This is a genomic window from Plantibacter sp. M259, from assembly GCF_006065115.1.
GTDB lineage: Bacteria > Actinomycetota > Actinomycetes > Actinomycetales > Microbacteriaceae > Plantibacter > Plantibacter auratus.
Genome location: NZ_CP040750.1, coordinates 3,468,913 through 3,488,654 on the forward strand (window position 1 = coordinate 3,468,913; position 19,742 = coordinate 3,488,654).

At 69.0% G+C, this 19,742-nt stretch carries 14 protein-coding genes, 1 tRNA gene and 2 pseudogenes; 13 read left to right on the forward strand and 4 right to left on the reverse strand.

The annotated features are described in order from the left end of the window. The first annotated feature begins 33 nt into the window (after positions 1 to 33). Together FGL15_RS16240 and FGL15_RS16245 are read left to right on the forward strand one after the other, a co-directional pair. Positions 34 to 2,955 carry a UPF0182 family protein gene (locus FGL15_RS16240; RefSeq protein ID WP_138946733.1) on the forward strand — a complete coding sequence of 974 codons (2,922 nt, stop codon included), beginning with the start codon at positions 34 to 36 and terminating at the stop codon, positions 2,953 to 2,955. Between the two features lie 144 nt (positions 2,956 to 3,099). Next, positions 3,100 to 3,173 (forward strand) — tRNA-Met (locus FGL15_RS16245). A gap of 83 nt (positions 3,174 to 3,256) precedes the next feature. On the opposite strand, the pseudogene ald reads toward FGL15_RS16245, so the two are convergent. After that, positions 3,257 to 4,359, reverse strand: a pseudogene (ald, locus tag FGL15_RS16250) (alanine dehydrogenase). A gap of 169 nt (positions 4,360 to 4,528) precedes the next feature. On the opposite strand from ald, the gene FGL15_RS16255 reads away from it, so the two are divergent. The 4 genes from FGL15_RS16255 to FGL15_RS16270 all read left to right on the forward strand — a co-directional run bounded on the left by FGL15_RS16255 (position 4,529) and on the right by FGL15_RS16270 (position 8,742). Then, positions 4,529 to 5,011 (forward strand): Lrp/AsnC family transcriptional regulator, encoded by a 483-nt coding sequence (locus FGL15_RS16255; protein WP_138946734.1) that lies wholly within the window; start codon positions 4,529 to 4,531, stop codon positions 5,009 to 5,011. 397 nt (positions 5,012 to 5,408) lie between these two features. Continuing rightward, entirely contained in the window at positions 5,409 to 6,770 is a 1,362-nt protein-coding gene (locus tag FGL15_RS16260) for a glycine betaine/L-proline ABC transporter ATP-binding protein (protein WP_138946735.1), read from the forward strand. Further along, positions 6,767 to 7,774 carry a proline/glycine betaine ABC transporter permease gene (locus tag FGL15_RS16265; protein WP_124769028.1) on the forward strand — a complete coding sequence of 336 codons (1,008 nt, stop codon included), beginning with the start codon at positions 6,767 to 6,769 and terminating at the stop codon, positions 7,772 to 7,774. The genes FGL15_RS16260 and FGL15_RS16265 overlap by 4 nt, the downstream gene beginning before the upstream one ends. Positions 7,775 to 7,845: 71 nt before the next feature. After that, positions 7,846 to 8,742: a glycine betaine ABC transporter substrate-binding protein gene (locus FGL15_RS16270; RefSeq protein ID WP_079705563.1), complete on the forward strand. Its 897-nt coding sequence runs from the start codon at positions 7,846 to 7,848 to the stop codon at positions 8,740 to 8,742. A 62-nt stretch (positions 8,743 to 8,804) separates the two neighbouring features. Here the strand turns inward: FGL15_RS16270 and FGL15_RS16275 are convergent, their stop codons facing one another. Further along, positions 8,805 to 10,001 carry an aminotransferase class I/II-fold pyridoxal phosphate-dependent enzyme gene (locus FGL15_RS16275; protein WP_138946736.1) on the reverse strand — a complete coding sequence of 399 codons (1,197 nt, stop codon included), beginning with the start codon at positions 9,999 to 10,001 and terminating at the stop codon, positions 8,805 to 8,807. Between the two features lie 158 nt (positions 10,002 to 10,159). On the opposite strand from FGL15_RS16275, the gene FGL15_RS16280 reads away from it, so the two are divergent. The 7 genes and pseudogenes from FGL15_RS16280 to FGL15_RS21310 all read left to right on the forward strand — a co-directional run bounded on the left by FGL15_RS16280 (position 10,160) and on the right by FGL15_RS21310 (position 17,350). Then, complete coding sequence (locus FGL15_RS16280) at positions 10,160 to 11,818, forward strand: S1C family serine protease (RefSeq protein ID WP_138946737.1); 1,659 nt, start codon at positions 10,160 to 10,162, stop codon at positions 11,816 to 11,818. A gap of 121 nt (positions 11,819 to 11,939) precedes the next feature. After that, a complete protein-coding gene (locus FGL15_RS16285) occupies positions 11,940 to 13,007 on the forward strand; it encodes a glycosyltransferase family 2 protein (protein WP_138946738.1) in 1,068 nt (355 codons plus the stop codon). Next, positions 13,008 to 13,835, forward strand: a complete 828-nt coding sequence (locus FGL15_RS16290) for a CDP-alcohol phosphatidyltransferase family protein (RefSeq protein WP_138946739.1) — start codon at positions 13,008 to 13,010, stop codon at positions 13,833 to 13,835. It begins immediately after the preceding gene. After that, the gene (locus FGL15_RS16295; protein WP_138946740.1) at positions 13,835 to 14,719 is read left to right on the forward strand and encodes a glycosyltransferase family 2 protein; all 885 of its coding nucleotides are present in this window, start codon (positions 13,835 to 13,837) and stop codon (positions 14,717 to 14,719) included. Before FGL15_RS16290 ends, FGL15_RS16295 begins: the two co-directional genes overlap by 1 nt. 68 nt (positions 14,720 to 14,787) lie before the next feature. Then, a complete protein-coding gene (locus FGL15_RS16300; protein ID WP_138946741.1) occupies positions 14,788 to 16,089 on the forward strand; it encodes a CDP-glycerol glycerophosphotransferase family protein in 1,302 nt (433 codons plus the stop codon). Between the two features lie 131 nt (positions 16,090 to 16,220). Then, a pseudogene (locus FGL15_RS21305) lies at positions 16,221 to 16,763 on the forward strand (acyltransferase family protein); the annotation flags it as partial. Next, positions 16,691 to 17,350, forward strand: a complete 660-nt coding sequence (locus FGL15_RS21310) for an acyltransferase (RefSeq protein ID WP_255467911.1) — start codon at positions 16,691 to 16,693, stop codon at positions 17,348 to 17,350. The pseudogene FGL15_RS21305 and the gene FGL15_RS21310, both read left to right, overlap by 73 nt. Here the strand turns inward: FGL15_RS21310 and FGL15_RS16310 are convergent. Next, positions 17,271 to 18,746, reverse strand: coding sequence for a glycosyltransferase (locus tag FGL15_RS16310; protein WP_168223422.1), 1,476 nt, complete (start codon positions 18,744 to 18,746; stop codon positions 17,271 to 17,273). The genes FGL15_RS21310 and FGL15_RS16310 overlap by 80 nt on opposite strands. 84 nt (positions 18,747 to 18,830) lie before the next feature. Beyond that, the gene (locus FGL15_RS16315; RefSeq protein WP_138946743.1) at positions 18,831 to 19,712 is read right to left on the reverse strand and encodes a hypothetical protein; all 882 of its coding nucleotides are present in this window, start codon (positions 19,710 to 19,712) and stop codon (positions 18,831 to 18,833) included. Positions 19,713 to 19,742 lie beyond the last annotated feature (30 nt).

Genomic DNA, 19,742 nt, shown 5'->3' on the forward strand with positions numbered 1-19,742 from the left:
GGGTGGGACGACCCCTATCTGAAGAGGCCACACGTGACATCCGCAGCAGCAGAGAAGCCCCTGTCCACTCAGCGCCGACGCGCCCCGATCGCGATCACGGTGGCGATCATCGCCGCGCTCCTGATCGGGTTCTTCGTGTTCTCGGGGTTCTACGCCGACCTGCTGTGGTTCCAACAGCTTGGCTTCACCGAGGTCCTGACCACGCAGTGGATCGCGGCGATCGCCATGTTCCTCGTCGGGTTCGTGGGGATGGCCCTCCCCGTCTGGCTGGCCATCGAGATCGCCTACCGGACCCGTCCGGTCTACGCGAAGCTCAGCTCGCAGGTCGACCGCTATCAGCAGGTGGTCGAGCCGCTCCGCCGACTCGCGACCTACGGGATCCCCGCGCTCTTCGGGCTCTTCGGCGGTGTCGCCGCGGCTTCGCGCTGGCAGCTGGTGCTGCTGTGGATGAACGGCACCCCGTCCGGTACCAAGGACCCGCAGTTCAACCTCGACGTGTCGTTCTACCTCTTCGACCTGCCGTTCTTCCAGGCCGTGGTCGCCTTCTCCTCGGCGGTCGTCCTGATCGCCCTCATCGCCACCGCCGTCGTCACCTACCTCTACGGAGGCATCCGGGTGGTCAGCCGTGAGGTCTGGATCTCAATGGCGGCCCGCGTGCAGATCTCGGTGCTCGCCGCGCTGTACCTGATCCTGCAGGCCGTCAGCCTCTGGCTCGACCAGTACACGACGCTGAACGACACCGGCACGCTCATCACCGGCGCCTCGTACACCGACGTCGCCGCGACCATCCCCGGTCGGGTCATCCTCGCCGGGATCGCGCTCATGGTCGCCGTCCTGTTCGTCGTCACCGCGTTCACCGGCCGCTGGCGTCTGCCGCTCGTCGGTACCGCGCTGCTCATCGTCGCGTCCCTCATCGTCGGCAGCCTCTACCCGTGGATCGTCCAGCGTTTCCAGGTGGAGCCGAACGCGAAGAGCCTCGAGACGCCGTACATCAAGCGGAACATCGACATGACCCGCGACGCCTACGGGATCGCCGACGTCGAGGAGGAGGAGTACGCGGCCACCACCGACGCGACCCCCGGAGCACTCCGTCAGGACGCCGAGACCACGGCGAACATCCGGATCATCGACCCGTCGCTCGTGAGCGCCTCGGTCGCGCAGCTCGAGCAGTTCAAGCAGTTCTACTCCTTCGACAAGCAGCTCGACGTCGACCGCTACAACATCGACGGCAAGACGCAGGACGCCGTCGTCGCGGTCCGCGAGCTGAACGTCGCCGGCCTCGACAACTCGCAGTCGTGGATCAACAACACGGTCGTGTACACCCACGGGTACGGTCTGGTCGCCGCGTACGGCAACCAGCGCTCGGCCTCCGGTGAGCCGGTCTTCCTCGAGTCGGGCATCCCAACCACCGGCGCGCTCGGCGACTTCGAACCGCGCGTGTACTTCGGTGAGCAGTCGCCCGACTACTCCATCGTCGGCGCTCCCAAGGGCGCGGACCCGGTGGAGCTCGACTACCCGTCGGGCACCCAGGGTGAGTCGCAGACCTACACGACCTTCGACGGCGATGGCGGGCCCAAGCTCGACAACGTCTTCAAGAAGCTCGTCTACGCGCTGAAGTTCCAGTCCGAGCAGATCTTCCTCTCCGACTCCGTGAACAGCCAGTCGCAGATCCTCTACGACCGCGACCCGCTCACCCGGGTCCAGAAGGTCGCTCCCTACCTGACGCTCGACTCCGACCCCTACCCGTCCGTGGTGGACGGTCAGATCGTCTGGATCGTCGACGGCTACACGACGAGTGCGAGCTACCCCTACTCGAAGACCGTGAGCCTGTCCGACACGATCTCCGACTCGGTCACGCCGGCGCAGAACTACGCGCTCGACGACGTCAACTACATCCGGAACTCGGTGAAGGCGACCGTCAACGCGTACGACGGCAAGGTGACGCTCTACAGCTGGGACGACCAGGATCCGATCCTCAAGACCTGGCAGAAGGTGTTCCCGTCGACGGTCAAGCCGATGTCGGACATGTCCGGCGATCTGATGAGCCACGTCCGGTACCCGGCCGACCTCTTCAAGGTCCAGCGTTCGGTGCTCGGCCAGTACCACGTCACCAATGCCGGTTCGTTCTACTCGAGCGAGGACGCGTGGGTCACCCCCAACGACCCGCAGTCGACCGACACGGAGAAGAAGTACCAGCCGCCGTACTACCTGACGATGCAGCTGCCCGAGCAGGACGCGCCGTCCTTCTCCCTGTACTCCACGTTCATCCCGCGTCAGGGCGGTGAGCAGTCGCGGAACGTGCTGACGGGCTACCTCGCGGTCGATGCGAACGCCGGCGCCGAGGACGGCAAGCGGAGCTCCGATTACGGCAAGATCAGACTCTTGACACTGCCGAAGGACGACACCGTGCCGGGCCCCGGCCAGGTGCAGAACACCTTCGACTCCGATCCGAGCGTGTCGAGCCAGATCAACATCCTGAAGCAGGGCCAGACCGAGGTGCTGAACGGCAACCTGCTGACCGTGCCGGTCGGTGGGGGTCTGCTCTACGTGCAGCCGGTTTACGTGAAGTCCACCGGTGACACGAGCTTCCCGCTCCTGCAGAAGGTGCTCGTCGCCTTCGGCGACCAGATCGCCTTCGAAGACACGCTGGACGAGGCGCTCGACGTCCTGTTCGGCGGCGACTCGGGTGCGGATGCGGGTGACACCAACGTCCCCGGAGACAGCACGACGCCCCCGACGGACGGCACGGACACCGGCGGTACCGACACGGGCTCGACCCCGAGCACGGGCGACCCGACGGTGGATGCGCAGATCAAGACGCTGCTCGACCAGGCGAAGGCCGCCATGGTCGAGAAGGACGCGGCGATGGCGAGCGGTGACTGGGCTGCCTACGGAGTGGCTGACAAGAAGATCTCCGACGCACTGGCGCAGGCGCTGGCACTGCTGAACGGCTGATTCCGAGCCTGCAATCCGAACGGCGTCGCCCTGACGGGCGGCGCCGTTCGGCGTTCCAGGAGGCGTGATCCGACCGGAATCGGGGCGGTTGGCGGCACACGATTTGCACGGCCCCAGAATGCATGCTAGGTTTATCTCTTGTGCCGCAGGGTGGAGCAGTTCGGTAGCTCGCTGGGCTCATAACCCAGAGGTCGTAGGTTCAAATCCTGCCCCTGCAACAGAAAAGATGAAATCCCGGTCTCCTCGAGACCGGGATTTCGTCGTTTCCGGGGATGGCCGCCCGCGGTCGGCGAGCGGTGGGTCAGCCTATCGTCGCTACGGGGAGGCCGAACGCTGCGGCCACGCCGGCGTTGGTGACCGCACCCGCGTGGATGTTGACGCCCGCGCGGAGCGCTGCGTCTGCCGCCACCGCTGCTCCCGTGCCCTGGTCGGCGATGGCGAGTGCGTACCGGAGTGTGGCGTTGGTCAGGGCACGCGTCGAGGTCTCCGGGACGGCGCCGGGCATGTTGGCCACGCAGTAGTAGAGGCTGTCGTGGACGCGGAACGTCGGGTCGTCGTGCGTCGTCGGCCGGGAGCCTTCGAAGCAGCCGCCCTGATCGATCGCGATGTCGACGAGTACCGAGCCCGGCTTCATGTCCGCCACCATGGCGTCGGTGACGAGCTTCGGGGCCTGGGCCCGGGGATGAGCACCGAGCCGATGACGAGGTCGGCGTCGCGGAGCTGCTCCGCGATCTCGTACGCCGATGACGGCCTGGTCTGGATCTGCCCGCTGAAGCGGTTCTCCAGCTCGCGCAGGCGAGGGATGGAGATGTCGATCATCGTGACGTCCGCCTGCATGCCGAGCGCGTTGGCCGCGGCGTGCTCGCCGGCGACCCCGCCGCCGATGACGACGACCTTCGCCTTGGGGGTTCCGGGCACGCCGCCCAACAGGATTCCGCGTCCACCGGTGGCGCGCATGAGGTGGTAGGCGCCGACCTGCGCGGACAGTCGTCCTGCGACCTCGCTCATCGGCTGCAGGAGCGGCAGGGAGCGGTTGGGTAGCTGCACGGTCTCATAGGCGATCGCGGTGGTCCCAGAGGCGATCAGGGCGTCGGTGAGCGGACGGTCCGCCGCGAGGTGGAGGTAGGTGAAGAGCGTCTGGTCGGCCCGCAGGAAGTCGTACTCGGCGGCGACGGGCTCCTTCACCTTGAGCAGGAGGTCGCCCGCCGCCCAGACGGAGGCCGCGTCGGTGGCGATGGTCGCGCCGGCGGCACGATACGCCTCGTCCAGATTGCCGGACCCGAGGCCGGCGCCCGCCTGGACGACGACCTCATGGCCGTGTCGGACGAGTTCGTGGACGCCGCCTGGCGTCGCCGCGACCCGGTTCTCGTTGTTCTTGATCTCCGTGGGGATGCCGATTCGCATGGCTGGTTCCTCTCGCAGGCTGGGCCAAGGCTCGGCTCTCCCGCTCGTCGGTGGACGGTATGGGACTATTCTGAGGTTGCTGCGTTTCAGTCGGATGAACACCGCAGGTTTTGCGGAAATCATGTCTGAATTCGATGATCATTCGGCTAGAAAGGGGAGTGGGCGCAGGATGACGAACAATCTGCACGGGAGCGCGGACCTCGACGACGTCGATCACGCACTCCTGCGGCTCCTGCAGGAGAATGCACGCATGACGAACGCACGCATGGCGGAGCTCGTCGGCATCGCCCCCTCGACGTGCGTCGCCCGGGTGCGGTCGCTCGTCGATCGTGGCGTGATCACGGGGTTCTCGGCGCGTATCGATCCGGTCGCGGTCGGGCTCGGTCTCGAGGCGCTCATCAGCGTCAACATCAGGGCGGGGGCTCGCGCCCGTATCGCCGAGTTCAGCGCCGGCATCCGACAGCTCCCGGAGGTCGTGCAGGTGTTCTTCCTCGGCGGCTCCGAGGACTTCGTCATCCATCTCGCGGCGCGGGACAGCGCCCACATCCGCGACTTCGTCGTCGAGCATCTGTCGGCCGATCCGACGGTCGCCTCGACCCGCACGAGTCTGGTGTTCGATCACTCGTTCATCGGCGTCGCGGTGGGGGAGTGAGGGCGATCCGCGGCTGTACCGGCCGGGCGAAGGTCACGAACGCATAACGAAGGACTCGGGCGGAAAACCCTGACCATGTTCGGTTTTGCGATGGAGGCCGTGCGCGATGTCCGCCTTTTGGGGGATCGTCGATTAGCCAGCAGCTGTGAGTTTCGTTAGCGTTGTCGACGGCCCGCAAGGGCTGACCTACGTAACCGCGTCCCGCCCCCTGTCGCCCCGTGACGGCGTGCTGGACGTACGGTCGAACGCCACGCGGTAGCCGTTGTCGCCCCACGTGATCCGAGCCCGCGCGCTGTCCATCAGTGCGCCGATGGGGCGGATCGAGAGCCGTTCGACCCGGCCTGACGATCGACAGGAAGAGCGCACCGCGGTTCCGCGTGCGCTTCCAGGAGAACACATGACCGAAACGATTGCCGTCTCCGCGACGGGACTGTACAAGGTCTTCGGCAGGAAGCCGAAGGAAGCCGTGAAACGCCTGCAGGCCGGTGCGTCGCGAGACGAACTCGCCTCCGGCGGGACGACCGCAGCCGTCATCGACGCCTCGTTCGAGGTGAAGCAGGGCGAGATCTTCGTCGTGATGGGCCTCTCCGGCTCGGGCAAGTCGACGCTGATCCGGATGCTCAACGGCCTGCTCGAGCCGACGGCGGGCACCGTGACCATCGCCGGGAAGCCGATCTCGGGGGTGTCCTCGAAGCAGCTGCGTGCGGTCCGACAGGACAACATCTCGATGGTCTTCCAGCACTTCGCCCTGCTGCCGCACCGCACGGTGCTCGAGAACGCCGCCTACGGACTCGAGGTGAAGGGTGTGCCGGCCACTGAACGACGCGAGCGGGCCCAGGCCGTCGTCGAGCGCGTCGGGCTCGCAGGCTGGGAGGACAAGCTCCCGGGCCAGCTCTCAGGCGGGATGCAGCAGCGCGTCGGCCTCGCCCGCGCACTCGCCTCGGACACCGACATCCTCCTCATGGACGAGGCGTTCTCCGCGCTCGATCCCCTCATCCGCCGCGAGATGCAGGAGCAGCTCGTCGAGCTGCAGGCCGAGCTCGGCAAGACCATCGTGTTCATCACCCACGACCTCAACGAGGCGATGTTCCTCGGCGACCGGATCGCCGTCATGCGCGACGGCCGGATCGTCCAGGTGGGCACCCCGAACGACATCCTGACCGACCCGGCGAACGACTACGTCGCCCAGTTCGTCCAGGACGTCGACCGCGCCCGCGTCCTGACCGCCGGTGGCGTGATGGAACCCGCGCGCTCCGTCGTCTCCGCATCCGCCGGACCCAGGGCTGCCCTGCGCATCATGCGCGATCTGCAGACCTCGACCGCCTTCGTGGTCGGTCCGGGTCGGCAGCTCCTCGGCGTCGTCCGCGACAAGGACGTGCTGCGTCTCGTCCGTGCGGGCGACCACGAGCTCGGCAGCGTCATCACCGCCGACCTCGCCACGGTCTCGCCGGAGGCGGCGCTCGTCGACCTCTTCGAGTCCGCCGTCGAGAGTGCCCTGCCCGTCGCGGTCGTGGACGAGCGGACGCGCCTGCTCGGCGTCGTCCCGCGGGTGACCCTGCTCGCCGCCGTCGGCAACGTCCCGACCAACACGGACGAGATCAGCCTCGTCGGGCCGCCGGCGACGGTGCCCGTCGAGCTCATCACGGCGACCCTGCGGTCGACCGCGGAGGACCCGCAGCACCCCGACGACGTGACCTCGTCGATCGAGACCAGCGCCGCCGAACCGGCAGCGAGCCTGCCGGAAGGGAGTGTCCGATGAACGGCATCCGTCTCCAGTCGTCCGGGTTCCTGGACGCCATCACCCGCCCCGAGATCGGTGCGTGGGTCGAAGCCTTCGTCGACTTCATCACCGACGTCTTCCAGCCCGTCTTCGACGTCATCCGGAGCGTCTTCCAGGGGCTGTACGACGGCGTCGACCTCGTGCTCAGCGGTCCGCCGTTCTGGGTGATCATCATCGTCGCCGCCCTGCTGGCCTTCGTCGCACGGGGCCCGGTGTTCGCCGTCGGCTCCGCGGTCGGGCTGTTGATCATCGTCGGCGTCGAGCAGTGGGACAACGCGATGGACTCGCTCTCGCTCGTGCTCGTGGCCGGACTCATCGCCATCGTGATCGGGATCCCACTCGGCATCCTGGCGGCCCGCTCGAAGGTCGCATCGTCGATCATCCGGCCGTTGCTCGACTTCATGCAGACGACTCCTGCGTTCGTCTACCTCATCCCCGCGCTCATCCTGTTCCGCATCGGCGTCGTCCCGGGCATCGTCGCGACGATCGTCTTCGCGCTGGCCCCGGCCGTCCGTCTCACGGAACTCGGGATCCGCAACGTCGACCGCGAGGTCGTCGAGGCCGGCAACGCGTTCGGTGCTTCCTCGTGGCGGATCCTCCGCCAGATCCAGCTGCCGCTCGCGATGCCGAACATCATGGCCGGTGTCAACCAGGTCATCATGCTCTCGCTCTCCATGGTCGTCATCGCCGGCATGGTCGGCGCCGGCGGTCTGGGTGGCGACGTCGTCAAGAGCCTCTCCCGGATCGACATCCAGCTCGGCTCTGAAGCGGGCCTGTCGGTCGTCATCCTGGCGATCTTCCTGGACCGCCTCACGGCTTCCCTCGGTGGCGGTCGCAAACAGCGCGGGAAGCGCACGAAGGCTGCCCCGTCCTCGCCCGGCGGGATCCGACCGGCGCCTGCCTCGAGCACCACGACGACCGACAGCACCGCCTCAGGCGAGGAGCAGCGCACTCCCGCCGAGTCGCCGACCGCCGTGCGGTGACCCACCGGCACACAGCTTCCATCCGACGACACCGATCCCCGCGTCACGCGGGACGAAAGGAATCATCGAACATGCAGTACCGCACCAAGATCGCAACCACCATCGCAGCGGGGGCGGCGGCGACGCTCGCCATCTCCGGCTGCTCCGCGGGCGCCTCGGACGAGACGCTCGAGAACGGCGACAAGCAGGCGGTGACCATCGCCGTGTTCAGCGGCTGGGACGAGGGCATCGCGGCCTCCGAGCTGTGGAAGGCCGTGCTCGAGGAGCAGGGCTACGACGTCACCCTCGAGGAGGCGGAGCCCGCCCCGGTGTTCTCGGGCCTCAGCACCGGTGACTACGACCTGACGCTCGACGTCTGGCTGCCGACCACGCACGCGAGCTACATCGAGAAGTTCGGTGACGACGTCGTCGACCTCGGCGCCTGGAACACCGACGCCAAGCTCACGATCGCCGTCAACGAGGACGCCCCGGTCGACTCGCTCGAGGACCTCGCGGCCAACGCGGACCTCTTCGACAGCCGCCTCGTCGGCATCGACCCCGGTGCCGGACTGACCGAGGCCACCCAGGACAAGGTCATCCCCGAGTACGGCCTCGACGACTGGGAGTTCCTGACCTCGGGCACCCCGGCGATGCTCTCGGAGCTGAAGGCCGCGACCGACGCCGGCGAGAACATCGCCGTCACGCTGTGGCGTCCGCACTGGGCCTACGACGCGTTCCCGATCAAGGACCTCGAGGACCCGAAGGGCGCCCTCGGAGATGCCGAAGGCATCCACAGCTTCGGCAAGGCCGACTTCGCGGACGAGTACCCGACGCTCGCCGGGTGGCTGAAGGACTTCGACTTCGACTCGGAGCGACTGTTCTCGCTCGAGAACGCGATGTTCAACGAGGGTGACTCGAAGGACTACGCGCCGGTCGTCAAGCAGTGGATCAGCGACAACCAGGAGTACGTGGACTCGCTCACCAAGTAGCGGATCGATGAGACGACGGGCACCGGAGCGATCCGGTGCCCGTCGTCGTGTGCATCGGAGCGTCAGCTGCGGAGTCGGGCGAGGCCGTCGACGGCCCGCTCCAGCACCTCGACGCGTTTGCAGAACGCGAACCGGACCAGCGACGCGTAGTCCGGGTCGTGCCGGTCGAGACAGAACGCCGACAGCGGCACCGCCACGACGCCGGCGAGCTCGGGCAGTGCCCGGCAGAACGCCGCAGCATCGTCGAAGCCCAACGGTGCCGCATCGGCCACGATGAAGTAGGTGCCGTCCGGCCGGAAGGTGTCGAAACCGGCGGCTGAGAGGCCCGCGCTCAGGAGGTCCCGCTTGCCGCGCAGGCCGTCGGCGATGGCCGTGAACGCGGCGTCGGGCAGTCGGAGTCCGGTCGCCATCGCCGGCTGGAACGGTGCGCCGTTGACGTAACTGAGGTACTGCTTGACCGTCGAGACGGCCGAGACGAGTTCGCGGGGTCCGCTCAACCAGCCGATCTTCCACCCGGTCGTGCTGAAGGTCTTGCCACCGGACGAGATCGTGAGTGTGCGTCCGGCGGCACCCGGCAGGGTCGCGATGGGGACGTGTCGGACGTCGAAGGTCAGGTGCTCGTAGACCTCGTCCGTCACGATGATCGCATCGTGGCGCTCCGCCAACTCGGCGACCAGGTCGAGCGTCGCCCGGTCGAGGACGGTGCCGGTCGGGTTGTGCGGCGTGTTGACCAGGATGACCCTGGTCCGATCGGTGACGGCGGCGCGGAGCTCGTCCGGGTCCGGCTGGAAGTCGGGGGCGCGCAGCTTGACCGTCCGGTGCCGGCCACCGGCGAGGGCGATGAGTCCGCCGTACGCGTCGTAGAACGGCTCGAAGGTCACGACCTCGTCGCCGTGCTCGACGAGGGCGAGCAGGGTCGCGGCGAGCGCCTCGGTCGCTCCGGCGGTGACGAGCACCTCTCCCTGCGGGTCGGGCTGGAGACCGTAGAACCGTCGCTGGTGCTCGCTGATCGCGGTGCGGAGGTCGAGGGTGCCCGGGCCGGGCGGGTACTGGTTCTCGCCGCGCTCGATGGCCGCGACCGCCTCGGCCAGGACGGCCTCGGGTCCGTCCTCGTCGGGGAACCCCTGGCCGAGGTTGACGGCTCCGGTCCGCAGCGCGAGCGCGCTCATCTCCGCGAAGATCGTCGACGAGACGTGTCCGTCCTCGTCGACGAGGCCGGCGCCTTCGGCGGTGCGCCGCCAGGGTCCGTCAACCACCATGTCGATCTCCCTCCGTGGCCGCGGGCGCGGGCCGCTCCCAATCTAGGACACCGTGCGCAGGTCCTTGCGGCGAAGCCCTAGCCGGCGCACAGCGGGCGCGAATGAAACACTCAGCTCAGCACGGGAAGCTGACTGCGCTTGGAAGGAGCAGAATCGCCATGACCGACACCGCAGACGGACAGCAGCCCGCCGAACACCCCCAGTCCACCCCGAACGGTGAGACCGCGCCGCAGTCCGCACCCGCTGAGCAGGCGGGCGGCACAGTGCCTCCCGCGAGCGAGGCACGGCCGTCGACCACAGGAGCGTACTTCCCGCCCCCGACCGCGATGCCACCGGTCGCACCGCCCACCGGTCAGCCGACGCAGCCGTACGGCGCGGCCCAGCAGGGCTCGCCGTACCAGCAGGCGCCGCAGCAGCCGTCCGCAGCCTTCTCCCGTCAGCAGCAGCCGAACCCGTACGCCGCCTACCAGCAGCCCACCGGTCAGCAGCCCACGGCCCAGCCGCAGCCTGCTCAGCAGCACGGTCCCTACGGTGCGTCCCCGTACGCCCAGCAGCCGACCGGGCAGCACCCCGGCGTCCCGACGCCACCGGCAGCGCGGACGAAGAAGACCAACCGCCCGCTGGCGGGCATGGTCGCGATGCTCGCCGTCGGCGCCCTCATCGGAGGAGCGTCCGGCGCCGGGGCGACGCTCTGGGTCACGAACGCGACGAAGTCGAGTGTCTCGAGCAACGAGGCGGGCTCGAAAGCGTTCACCATCAACGACGACGCCGACGTGAGCCTGACCACGGCCATCGCCGCGACAGCCGGGCCGAGCGTCGTGACCCTCTCGGTCCAGGGCGGGCAGAGCGCCGGTACCGGTTCGGGGATCATCCTCAGCAAGGACGGTTACGTCCTGACGAACACGCACGTGGTGACCCTGGACGGCCAGGTCGCCGACCCGACCATCCGCGTCACCGATGCGAACGGCAAGCTGTACAACGCCAAGATCGTCGGCACGGACCCGGTCTACGACCTGGCGGTCATCAAGCTCGAGGACGCCTCGGGTCTCAGCCCGATGGAGTTCGCGAACTCCGACAAGCTCAACGTCGGCGAGACGGCCGTCGCGATCGGTGCGCCGCTCGGACTCGCCGGAACCGTCACCGACGGCATCGTCAGCGCCCTCAATCGGAGCATCACCGTCGCGTCCTCCGCAGTCCCGGACTCCGGATCGAGTGACGACGGCGGGTCCGGCGACTCGAACGGGGACAACCAGAGCCCGTGGAACTTCGACGTGCCGGGGCAGACCACCCCGACCGCGCCGACCTCCTCGATCTCCATCGCGGTCATCCAGACCGACGCGGCGATCAACCCCGGCAACTCGGGTGGCGCGCTCGTCGACGGCACCGGCAAGCTCATCGGTGTCAACGTCGCGATCGCGAGCGCCGGAAGCACCGACTCGTCGTCGCAGAGCGGCAGCATCGGTGTCGGATTCGCCATCCCGGCGAACATCGCCAAGCGCGTCTCGGACGAGATCATCAAGACGGGCAAGGCGACCCACGGCCTGCTCGGCGCGACCGTGAAGGACGCCTCGAGCGACGCCAAGAGCACGGTCGCCGGCGCGCTCATCGACAAGGTGACCGACAACGGCGCCGCGCAGGCCGCGGGTCTGAAGTCCGGTGACATCGTCACCGAGTTCAACGGCGTCCCGGTCACGGGTGCGAACGACCTGACCGCTCAGGTGAGGGCGCTCGCGGCGGGGGCGACGGCGAAGCTCACCTTCACCCGCGGCAACGACTCGCAGACCGCCGAGGTCACGCTCGGCGAGCTCGCGCTCTGACACCCGGGGCGTCACGCCCCGGAGGACGCCCGCACGGCCACCGTGCGGGCGTCCTCCGCGTCCGGGCCACCCCGACGACCGGCTGCTAGGCTCGATCGAACGAAACACGGAGTGAACCCCCATGTCGAACGACACAGGCCAGGCCGACGCACCGTCGTCGCCCGGAGTCTCCTACGTGATGCCGGTGTTGAACGACGTCCGCCACGTCCGGGCAGCCGTCGACAGCCTCCTGGCGCAGGACTACGCCGGCGACGTGGAGATCACGATCGCCGTCGGGCCGAGCATCGACGGCACGACCGAGCTCGTCCGAGAGCTCCAGGCGGCCGACCCGCGCATCCATGTGCTGGAGAACCGCGTCGGGTCGACCCCGGCCGGACTCAACCTGGCGATCGCCGCGTCGACGCATCCGATCGTCATCCGGGTTGACGCCCACTCGGAGCTGCCCGACGACTACGCGCGACTCGCGGTCGAGACCATGCTCCGCACGGGGGCGCAGAACGTCGGCGGCATCATGGACGCCCAGGGGCGCACGAGCTTCGAGAAGGCGGTGGCACGGGCGTACGGCTCGCGCGTCGGACTCGGTGGCACACCCCACCACGTCGGCGGGCGAGAGGGGCCCGCCGACACCGTCTACCTCGGGGTCTTCGACCGCGAGATGCTCATGCGGGTGGGCATGTTCGACGAGCGCATCAAACGCGGACAGGACTGGGAGCTCAACCGCCGGATCAAGCAGGCCGGCGGCCTCGTCTGGTTCACGCCCGCGTTGCGCGTCGTCTACCGCCCGCGTGCGAGCATGCGGGCCCTGGCGCGACAGTTCTTCTCCACCGGGCTCTGGCGCGGCGAGCTCAGCCGGAGCTTCCCCACCCGCGGCACGCTCCGGTACTTCGCTCCGCCGGTCCTGGTGCTCGGCATCGTGCTCGGCACACTGCTCGGGCTCGGAGGACTGGTCCAGCTGGGAGCGGGAGCGACACCGTGGCTGCTTCTCGGGTTCGCAGCCCCCATCGCCTACGCGGCCATCGTGTTGCTCGCGAGCATCGTCGTCACCGGGCGGGACGGGGTGCGCACGAGCCTCTGGATGCTCGCCGTCCTGCCGTGCATCCACTTCTGCTGGGGCACGGGGTTCGTGCTCGGCTACGGCTCGCTCGCGAAGGGCATCTCCGCGCTGCGCAATCCACCGAAGGCGGTCTAGATGTCGGATCCCAGCACGGCCGGAACCGGGCCGAGGCTCACGCCCCCGCGGACGATCGCCGAACTCCGCGCTGTGGCGCAACCGCCGGAGGTCCGCGCGCGGAAGAACGCCGAGCATTGGACCGCCGACCTCTACCTGCGAGACCTGTCGCCGTACGTCACGTGGTTGCTGCTGCGCACGAGCATCAGCGCGAACGGCGTGACGGGTCTGATGATCCTGACCGGCTGGGCCACGGCCGCCGCGCTCCTCATCCCCGGATTCGGAGGTGCGGCCCTCGCGCTCGTGCTCGGCCAGACGCAGATGCTCGTCGACTGCTGCGACGGTGAGGTCGCGCGCTGGCGGCGGACGTCGAGTCCGGCCGGTGCGTTCCTGGACTCGGTCGGCCACTACTCCACCGAGTCGCTCATCGCGATCGCACTCGGCATCCGTGCCGCCGCGTGGCCGGTCGATGCGCCCGAAGATCTCGTCTGGATCACCCTCGGATTCGCACTCGCGCTGTTCGTCGTGCTCAACAAGTCGCTGAACGACATGGTGCGAGTCGCCCGCGCCGGGTTCGGGGCGCCGAAACTCACCTACTCGACCGAGGAGTCGGCGCCGCGCGGGGGACTGCTCGCGACGGCGCGGACGGTGGCGCGGTTCCTCCCGTTCCACCGGCTGTTCCACTCGGTCGAGCTCACCATGGTGATCTTCGCCGCTTCCGTGGTCGGCCTGTTCGTCGGCGATGTCGAGGCGATGCGCTGGGTGCTCGCGATCCTCGTTCCGCTCGCGTTCCTGACGCTCGTCGGGCATTTCATCGCGATCGTCTCGTCGAAGCGGCTCCACGCGTGATGTCCGGCCCGAGCTCGGTCACGCGCTCCGTCGGCGTCGTGGTCTTGACGCAGGGGACCCGCCCGATCGAGCTCACCGCAGCCGTGGAGAGCGTGCTCGCCCAGCAATCGGTGGAGCTCGACGTGGTCGTGGTCGGCAACGGCTGGCAGCCGATCGGACTTCCGGCCGGCGCTCGAGGCCTGGCCCTGTCGGAGAACCTCGGGATCCCGGCCGGCCGCAACCGTGGTGCCGACGCCGTGCAGGGGGAGTTCGTCTTCTTCCTCGACGACGACGCGACCATCCCGTCCACCACGTTCCTCCGCGACGCCATCGCGATGCTCGACGCGGACCGCTCCATCGGCCTCATCCAGCCCCGGCTCGCCGACGCGGACGGTGCAGCGACGCCGTCCCGCTGGGTGCCGCGAACCCGCGACAAGGACCCCAGGCATTCCAGCGCCGTGTTCTCCTGCCTCGAAGCGGCCGTCCTGCTGCCGCGGTCGGTGTTCGACGCCGTCGGTGGATGGGCAGACCCGTTCTTCTACGCGCATGAGGGCATCGAGCTCGCCTGGCGGGTCTGGGACCAGGGGAGACGAGCCTGGTACGAGGCCTCCCTCGAAGCGAACCACCCGGTGACCGAACCGACGAGGCATACCGCCTACTACCGGCTCAACGCGCGGAACCGGGTCTGGCTCGCGCGGCGGAACCTCCCCGTGCCGCTCATCCCGTTGTACGTGGGCTCCTGGAGCGCGATCCAGGTGATCCGGTGGTGGCGGAAGCCGGAGGCCCTCCGCCCCTGGTTCGGTGGCTGGCGCGAGGGCTGGCGGACGGACCCCGGCCAACGTCGCCCACTGCGCTGGCGGACGGTCTGGCGGATGACGCGCGCAGGACGACCTCCCGTCATCTGAGCGGCGGGCACCCGTCGTGATCCCACCGTGACCTGGCGTCGTTACGCTTGACGGATGCTGGAGCTGACATGGGACTGATCAGAGACGGTCGTCGTGCCATCACGCTCGCCAAGGACCTGCTCGCCAACCGCCGGGCCAGAGCCGTCCTCGCGGCGCAGATGCAGGCGGCTCCCGTGATCGAGCCGGGGCGCTACAAGGTGGCCGTGTACTTCGCGGACGGTGCCGTCAACATGTACCAGATCCGGCAGTGGTACCGGCCCCTCGCCGAACTGTCGAAGCAGTGGCCCGTGCTCATCCTCAGCCGCGGTGCGACGGCTGCGGCGAAGCTGTTCGAGGAGTCGCCGATCCCGACGGCCTACGTCCGGACGGTCGTCGCCCTCGAGCGCACGCTGGCCGAACAGGACATCCGCGTCGTGCTGTACGTCAACCAGAACGCCAAGAACTTCCAGATGTTCCGCTACGGCTCCCGCTGGCACGTCTTCGTCAACCATGGCGAGAGCGACAAGATGTACATGACCACGAACCAGTTCAAGGCCTACGACTACAGCCTCATCGCCGGCCAGGCGGCGAGGAACCGGCTGGAGCGGGTGCTCTGGGACTACGACTTCGACAAGCGCGCGATCATGATCGGCCGCCCGCAGGCGGACCACTACTCGGGCGAACTGCCGTACACGCCCGATGAGCGGACCGTGGTCCTGTACGCGCCCACCTGGGAGGGCGACCGCGCGGCCGCGGCGTACGGCTCGATCGCGAGCCACGGCGTGGCCCTCGTCCGAGCGCTCATCGCGACCGGGCGGCACCGGGTCGTGTACCGCCCGCACCCGAGGAGCGGTGTCGTCGATCCGGCGTACGCGAGCGCGAACCGCGAGATCATGGCCGCGCTCCAGGAGGCGAACCGAGCGGACGCCTCGGCCCAGCACGTCGTCGACACGGGTGCCGACCTCGGGTGGCAGCTGGCGGCAGCGGACGCGGCGATCGTCGACATCTCCGCGATGGTCTACGACCGCCTCGCGAGCGGGAAGCCGCTCATGATCACCCGTCCCGTGAACCCGGAGGCGGAGGTCGACACCGGAGGGTACCTCTCGGCGTGCGAATGGCTCGATGCCTCGGACGCCGCGGACATCGTCGACGGAGTGGACCGGCTCCTCGGTGATCCCGAGACGGTCGCGCGACTGCAGCACTGGGTCGAGTACTACTTCGGCGACACGACGCCCGGGGTGACGACGGCGAGGTTCCACAGCGCCATCGAGCATCTGATGTCGGAATGGGAACGGTTCGCACTCGCGCACGCCGATGGCCGGCCGGAGCTCGACGAGCATGAGGACGATGAGGACGAAGACGAGGATGACGACGACGAAGGACGCGCCTGAGGCGCCCTGAGCCGTTGAGTCCGCGCCCAGGAGAACCGCGTAGGGTCGGGCAGGTGAATCCGTCCTCCGGGCGACTGGCCTCCCTCGACGGAGTCCGTGGTGTCGCCAGCGTCGTCGTGGTGCTCTACCATGTGTCGTTGCTCGCACGACCCTTCGCGACGGGCCGGATCTCGGAGCCCGCCTGGGACATCGCGACCGAGACACCACTGAAGCTGCTCTTCGCCGGCACCGAGGCGGTGCAGGTGTTCTTCGTCCTGAGTGGTCTCGTCGTCGCGCTACCCCTGTTGCGAGGCGGCGCGAGCTGGCCGGGGTTCTTCGCCGCCCGATTCGTGCGCCTGTACCTCCCCGTCTGGGGCTCACTGCTGTTCGCCGCCGCACTCATCCTGCTCATCCCCAGGGATCCCGCCTCGGTGACCACCGGTGAGTGGATCGCGAATGCGAACGCGACGAGCGTCGACCCCCTGCACCTCCTGACGGAGGCGACCCTGACGCCGGTGAGCTACGACCTGGTGAACACCCTGTGGTCGCTGCGCTGGGAGCTGATCTTCACCCTCCTCCTCCCGGTCGCCGTCCTGCTCGCACGGTTGCTGCGTCGCTGGGCGTGGCCGGTCGCCGCACTGATGGCCGTGGTCATGGTGCTCGGGCGGGTCGCCGGGATGGACGCCGCCGTGTACCTGCCGGCCTTCTTCATCGGCACGCTGATCGCCGTCAGACTCGACGACCTCCGCGCCTGGGCGGCGGATCGGTCCCGCCCCTGCAGTGGGCGTTGCTCACGGGCGGGTCCGCGCTCCTGCTCGTCGCGAGCTGGCTCTCCCGACCGTACGTCGAGTCCTCCTCCACGCTGGGTCAGGCGCTCTGGGGTCTGTCGGGCGTGGGCGCGGCCGGCCTCATCGTCGTCGCCATCGGAAGCCCGTTCGCCCGGCGCCTCCTGGAGGCGCGACCCGTTCTCTGGCTCGGGAAGGTGTCGTTCAGCCTGTACCTCGTGCACGCCCCGATCCTGGCGACGCTCGCCTTCTCGTTCGGCGACGAGCGCTGGTGGCTGGTCGGCATCGTGGGCGTACCACTCAGCCTGCTGATCGCCGCCGGATTCTTCCAGCTCGTCGAGCGTCCGTCCCATGGCCTGGCGCGCCGCGTCGGCCGAGGGGTGCAGACGGGGGTCGCGGCGGTGCGCTCCCGGATGCTCAGCCGACGCGAGGGACGAGCGCGTTCCGCTTCTTCCGACGAGCGGCCGCGTGCAACTCCTGAGCCCACCGACGGGTGACGGCTTCGTCGTCGTATTGCTCCGCGGTCGTTCTGGCGTTGCGACGCATCGCGTCGACCTCGGCTTCAGGAAGGGCGAGCAGGCGCTCGATGGCGGCGGACACGACGGCCGGTTCCGCGGACGGCACGAGGTACCCGTTCCAACCGTCGCGGACGATGTCGGCCGGCCCGTAGGGGACGTCGACCACGATGGGAAGACACCCGGCTGCCATCGCCTCGATGAGCACGAGCGGGAAGCCCTCCGAGGTCGAGGTCATCACGAGGAACGAACCCGAGCCGAGCTGCTGCCGGGCGGAGCGGTCGTAGCCGTGGAGGACGACGCGGTGCTCCGGGTCTTCGGCGATGAGGAGCGACTGCAGTTCGTCGAGCAGCTCGCCGCCGCCGTAGACGTCGAGCGTCGGGGGAGGCCCGTCCGTGGACGTGGCGGCGAGGACGGCGCGGATCGCGTGCGCCGGCCGCTTGCGAGCCGTGAGCGAGCCGAGGAACATCCCGCGGCTGCGAGGCCGAAGCGCGCGTGCGACCTCCGGGGCGACGAGTTCGCGCGAGTTCGGGATGACACTGAGCGAGGCGTGCTCGCCCAGCATGGTCGTCACGTCCGCGAGCTGTCGATCGCTGAGGAGCGCGACGAGGTCGAAGTCGTCGAGCGCCTCGAACACCGCTCGCCGCGACTCCCGCAGCCGGCCGTGTGGCCGTTCCGTGCCCTGGAGGTGCGAGGCGTGCACGACGTGCGCGGTGACGACGTTGCGCTTCCGGTAGCTCAGGACGAACGGGGCGATGGTCTTGCTGTCGACGATCATCCAGGCCGGTGCGCCCGCGGTGAGCGCGTCGAACCAGGCGCGGTACAGGGACCAGATGCGTCCCCAGGACCGGATGGGGCTACCCTCCTCGTCGCAGAGGACGACCGAGCGGCCGCCCTTCATGCCCCGTTCACGCGTGTCGCGGCGGTCGGACAGGAGCAGGGTGCCGTCGGCTCGGTAGACGTCCACCTGCAGGATCTGACCCGCGTCGTCGTGTCGCTCGCGGCTGAGGACGGCATCACCGCGGCGTCGTTCCGTGCCGACGTCGTCGAGGGGGAGCGGGGTGAACCCGTGGCGCGCCAGGTCGAGGGAACCACCTGGCAGCGGGTTGTCGCGCAGCCAGTCCCAGAGGTTGACGACCCGGAGGCCGTCGATCAGGTCTCCGCGCGTACGCAGCCGCGACTCCAACTCGGGGTAGTCCGGTCGGTGGTCGAAGGTGAGGACGTCGACCGGGGTGTCTGCCAGTCGGATGAACGCGCGGGAGCGCTGGAGCATCGCCTCGGTCATGCCGCCGAAGTCGTCTGACAGGCCCCAGGTCACCGCGAAGTGGCGACCTTCCGGGAACGGCTTCTGGGGGCGGCGCAGGAAGGGAAGTCTCACCCTCCGACGGTACGCGATGGACCTGGAGAGATGCCGCATCCTGGGCGGCTCGGTCGGGACCGACCCGGAACCCGCCTCAGGCGGTCAGGGGCGCTGCTCGGTCCCGTCGCCGACGGCCGCATCGCCGCCTGACTCGATGGTCAGGTGCTTCCGGCGTCGGAACACCTGGTCGCGGATCTTCCCGAGGCCGGACTGGCCGGAGACGGCCCGCATCCGCGGTTCGAGATCGAGCGGGACGACGAACGGCGCCGGTCCGAACGCCTGGCGAGCGGCACGGACGACCTGTCGGCCCAGCATGTGGTTGCCGATACCGCCGACGGCCGCTCCGACGCCGAAGGGGAGCGCCTTGCCGATGACGCCGGCGCTGCCGCTCGCCGCGAAGTGCTTCACGAAGCGCACCCGCAGCTGGTCGGCGACGGGACCCACGATCATCGACGGCAGACCCTGCGTGATCGTCTGGCCCCAGAACGCCTGCCGCGGGACTCCCTTGCCGGCCGCCTGGGATCCGAAGTTGCGCAGGAGGTCGGTTCCGGCCTTGCCGAGCATCATGGTCATGACGAGCGCGCGGGATCGCATCGGATCCGCCAGGGCAATGCCGTGGACCTCGGTGACCGACTGGGCGAACAGGGCGGTCGCCTCGAGGAACCCCGCCGTCTCGACACCGGAGAGCGCAAGTGTCGTCGCCGTCCCAATCGCCGGGACCACGGCGGTCGCGCCGACGGCGGCTCCCGTCGTCGTCACCGTCGTGAGGTACCGGCGCTCCAGGACGCGGATGAGCTGGTCGGCCGTCGCGTTCGGGTACATCCGCCGGATCGAGCGGATGTGCGCCACGACCACCGGTCGCTGGACCCAGAGCAGTCGATCGAGCGCCCGCACCCATCCCGGCTCGGGCAGCATGGGCTGCTGTGCTGCGGCGGTGGGGAACTGGGCGGGACCCGGAACGGGTCCCTGCTGCGGTCCGGTCATGACGACCTCCTCGTGGGCGGGGCGGCCAGT

Coding starts and splice junctions, on each gene's coding strand:
- FGL15_RS16255 (WP_138946734.1), top strand. CDS start 4,529: ATGACGAACAATCTGCACGGGAGCGCGGACCTCGACGACGTCGATCAC.
- FGL15_RS16260 (WP_138946735.1), top strand. CDS start 5,409: ATGACCGAAACGATTGCCGTCTCCGCGACGGGACTGTACAAGGTCTTC.
- FGL15_RS16295 (WP_138946740.1), top strand. CDS start 13,835: ATGTCCGGCCCGAGCTCGGTCACGCGCTCCGTCGGCGTCGTGGTCTTG.
- FGL15_RS16275 (WP_138946736.1), bottom strand. CDS start 10,001: ATGGTGGTTGACGGACCCTGGCGGCGCACCGCCGAAGGCGCCGGCCTC.
- FGL15_RS16270 (WP_079705563.1), top strand. CDS start 7,846: ATGCAGTACCGCACCAAGATCGCAACCACCATCGCAGCGGGGGCGGCG.
- FGL15_RS16285 (WP_138946738.1), top strand. CDS start 11,940: ATGTCGAACGACACAGGCCAGGCCGACGCACCGTCGTCGCCCGGAGTC.
- FGL15_RS16315 (WP_138946743.1), bottom strand. CDS start 19,712: ATGACCGGACCGCAGCAGGGACCCGTTCCGGGTCCCGCCCAGTTCCCC.
- FGL15_RS16280 (WP_138946737.1), top strand. CDS start 10,160: ATGACCGACACCGCAGACGGACAGCAGCCCGCCGAACACCCCCAGTCC.
- FGL15_RS16290 (WP_138946739.1), top strand. CDS start 13,008: ATGTCGGATCCCAGCACGGCCGGAACCGGGCCGAGGCTCACGCCCCCG.
- FGL15_RS16265 (WP_124769028.1), top strand. CDS start 6,767: ATGAACGGCATCCGTCTCCAGTCGTCCGGGTTCCTGGACGCCATCACC.
- FGL15_RS16300 (WP_138946741.1), top strand. CDS start 14,788: ATGGGACTGATCAGAGACGGTCGTCGTGCCATCACGCTCGCCAAGGAC.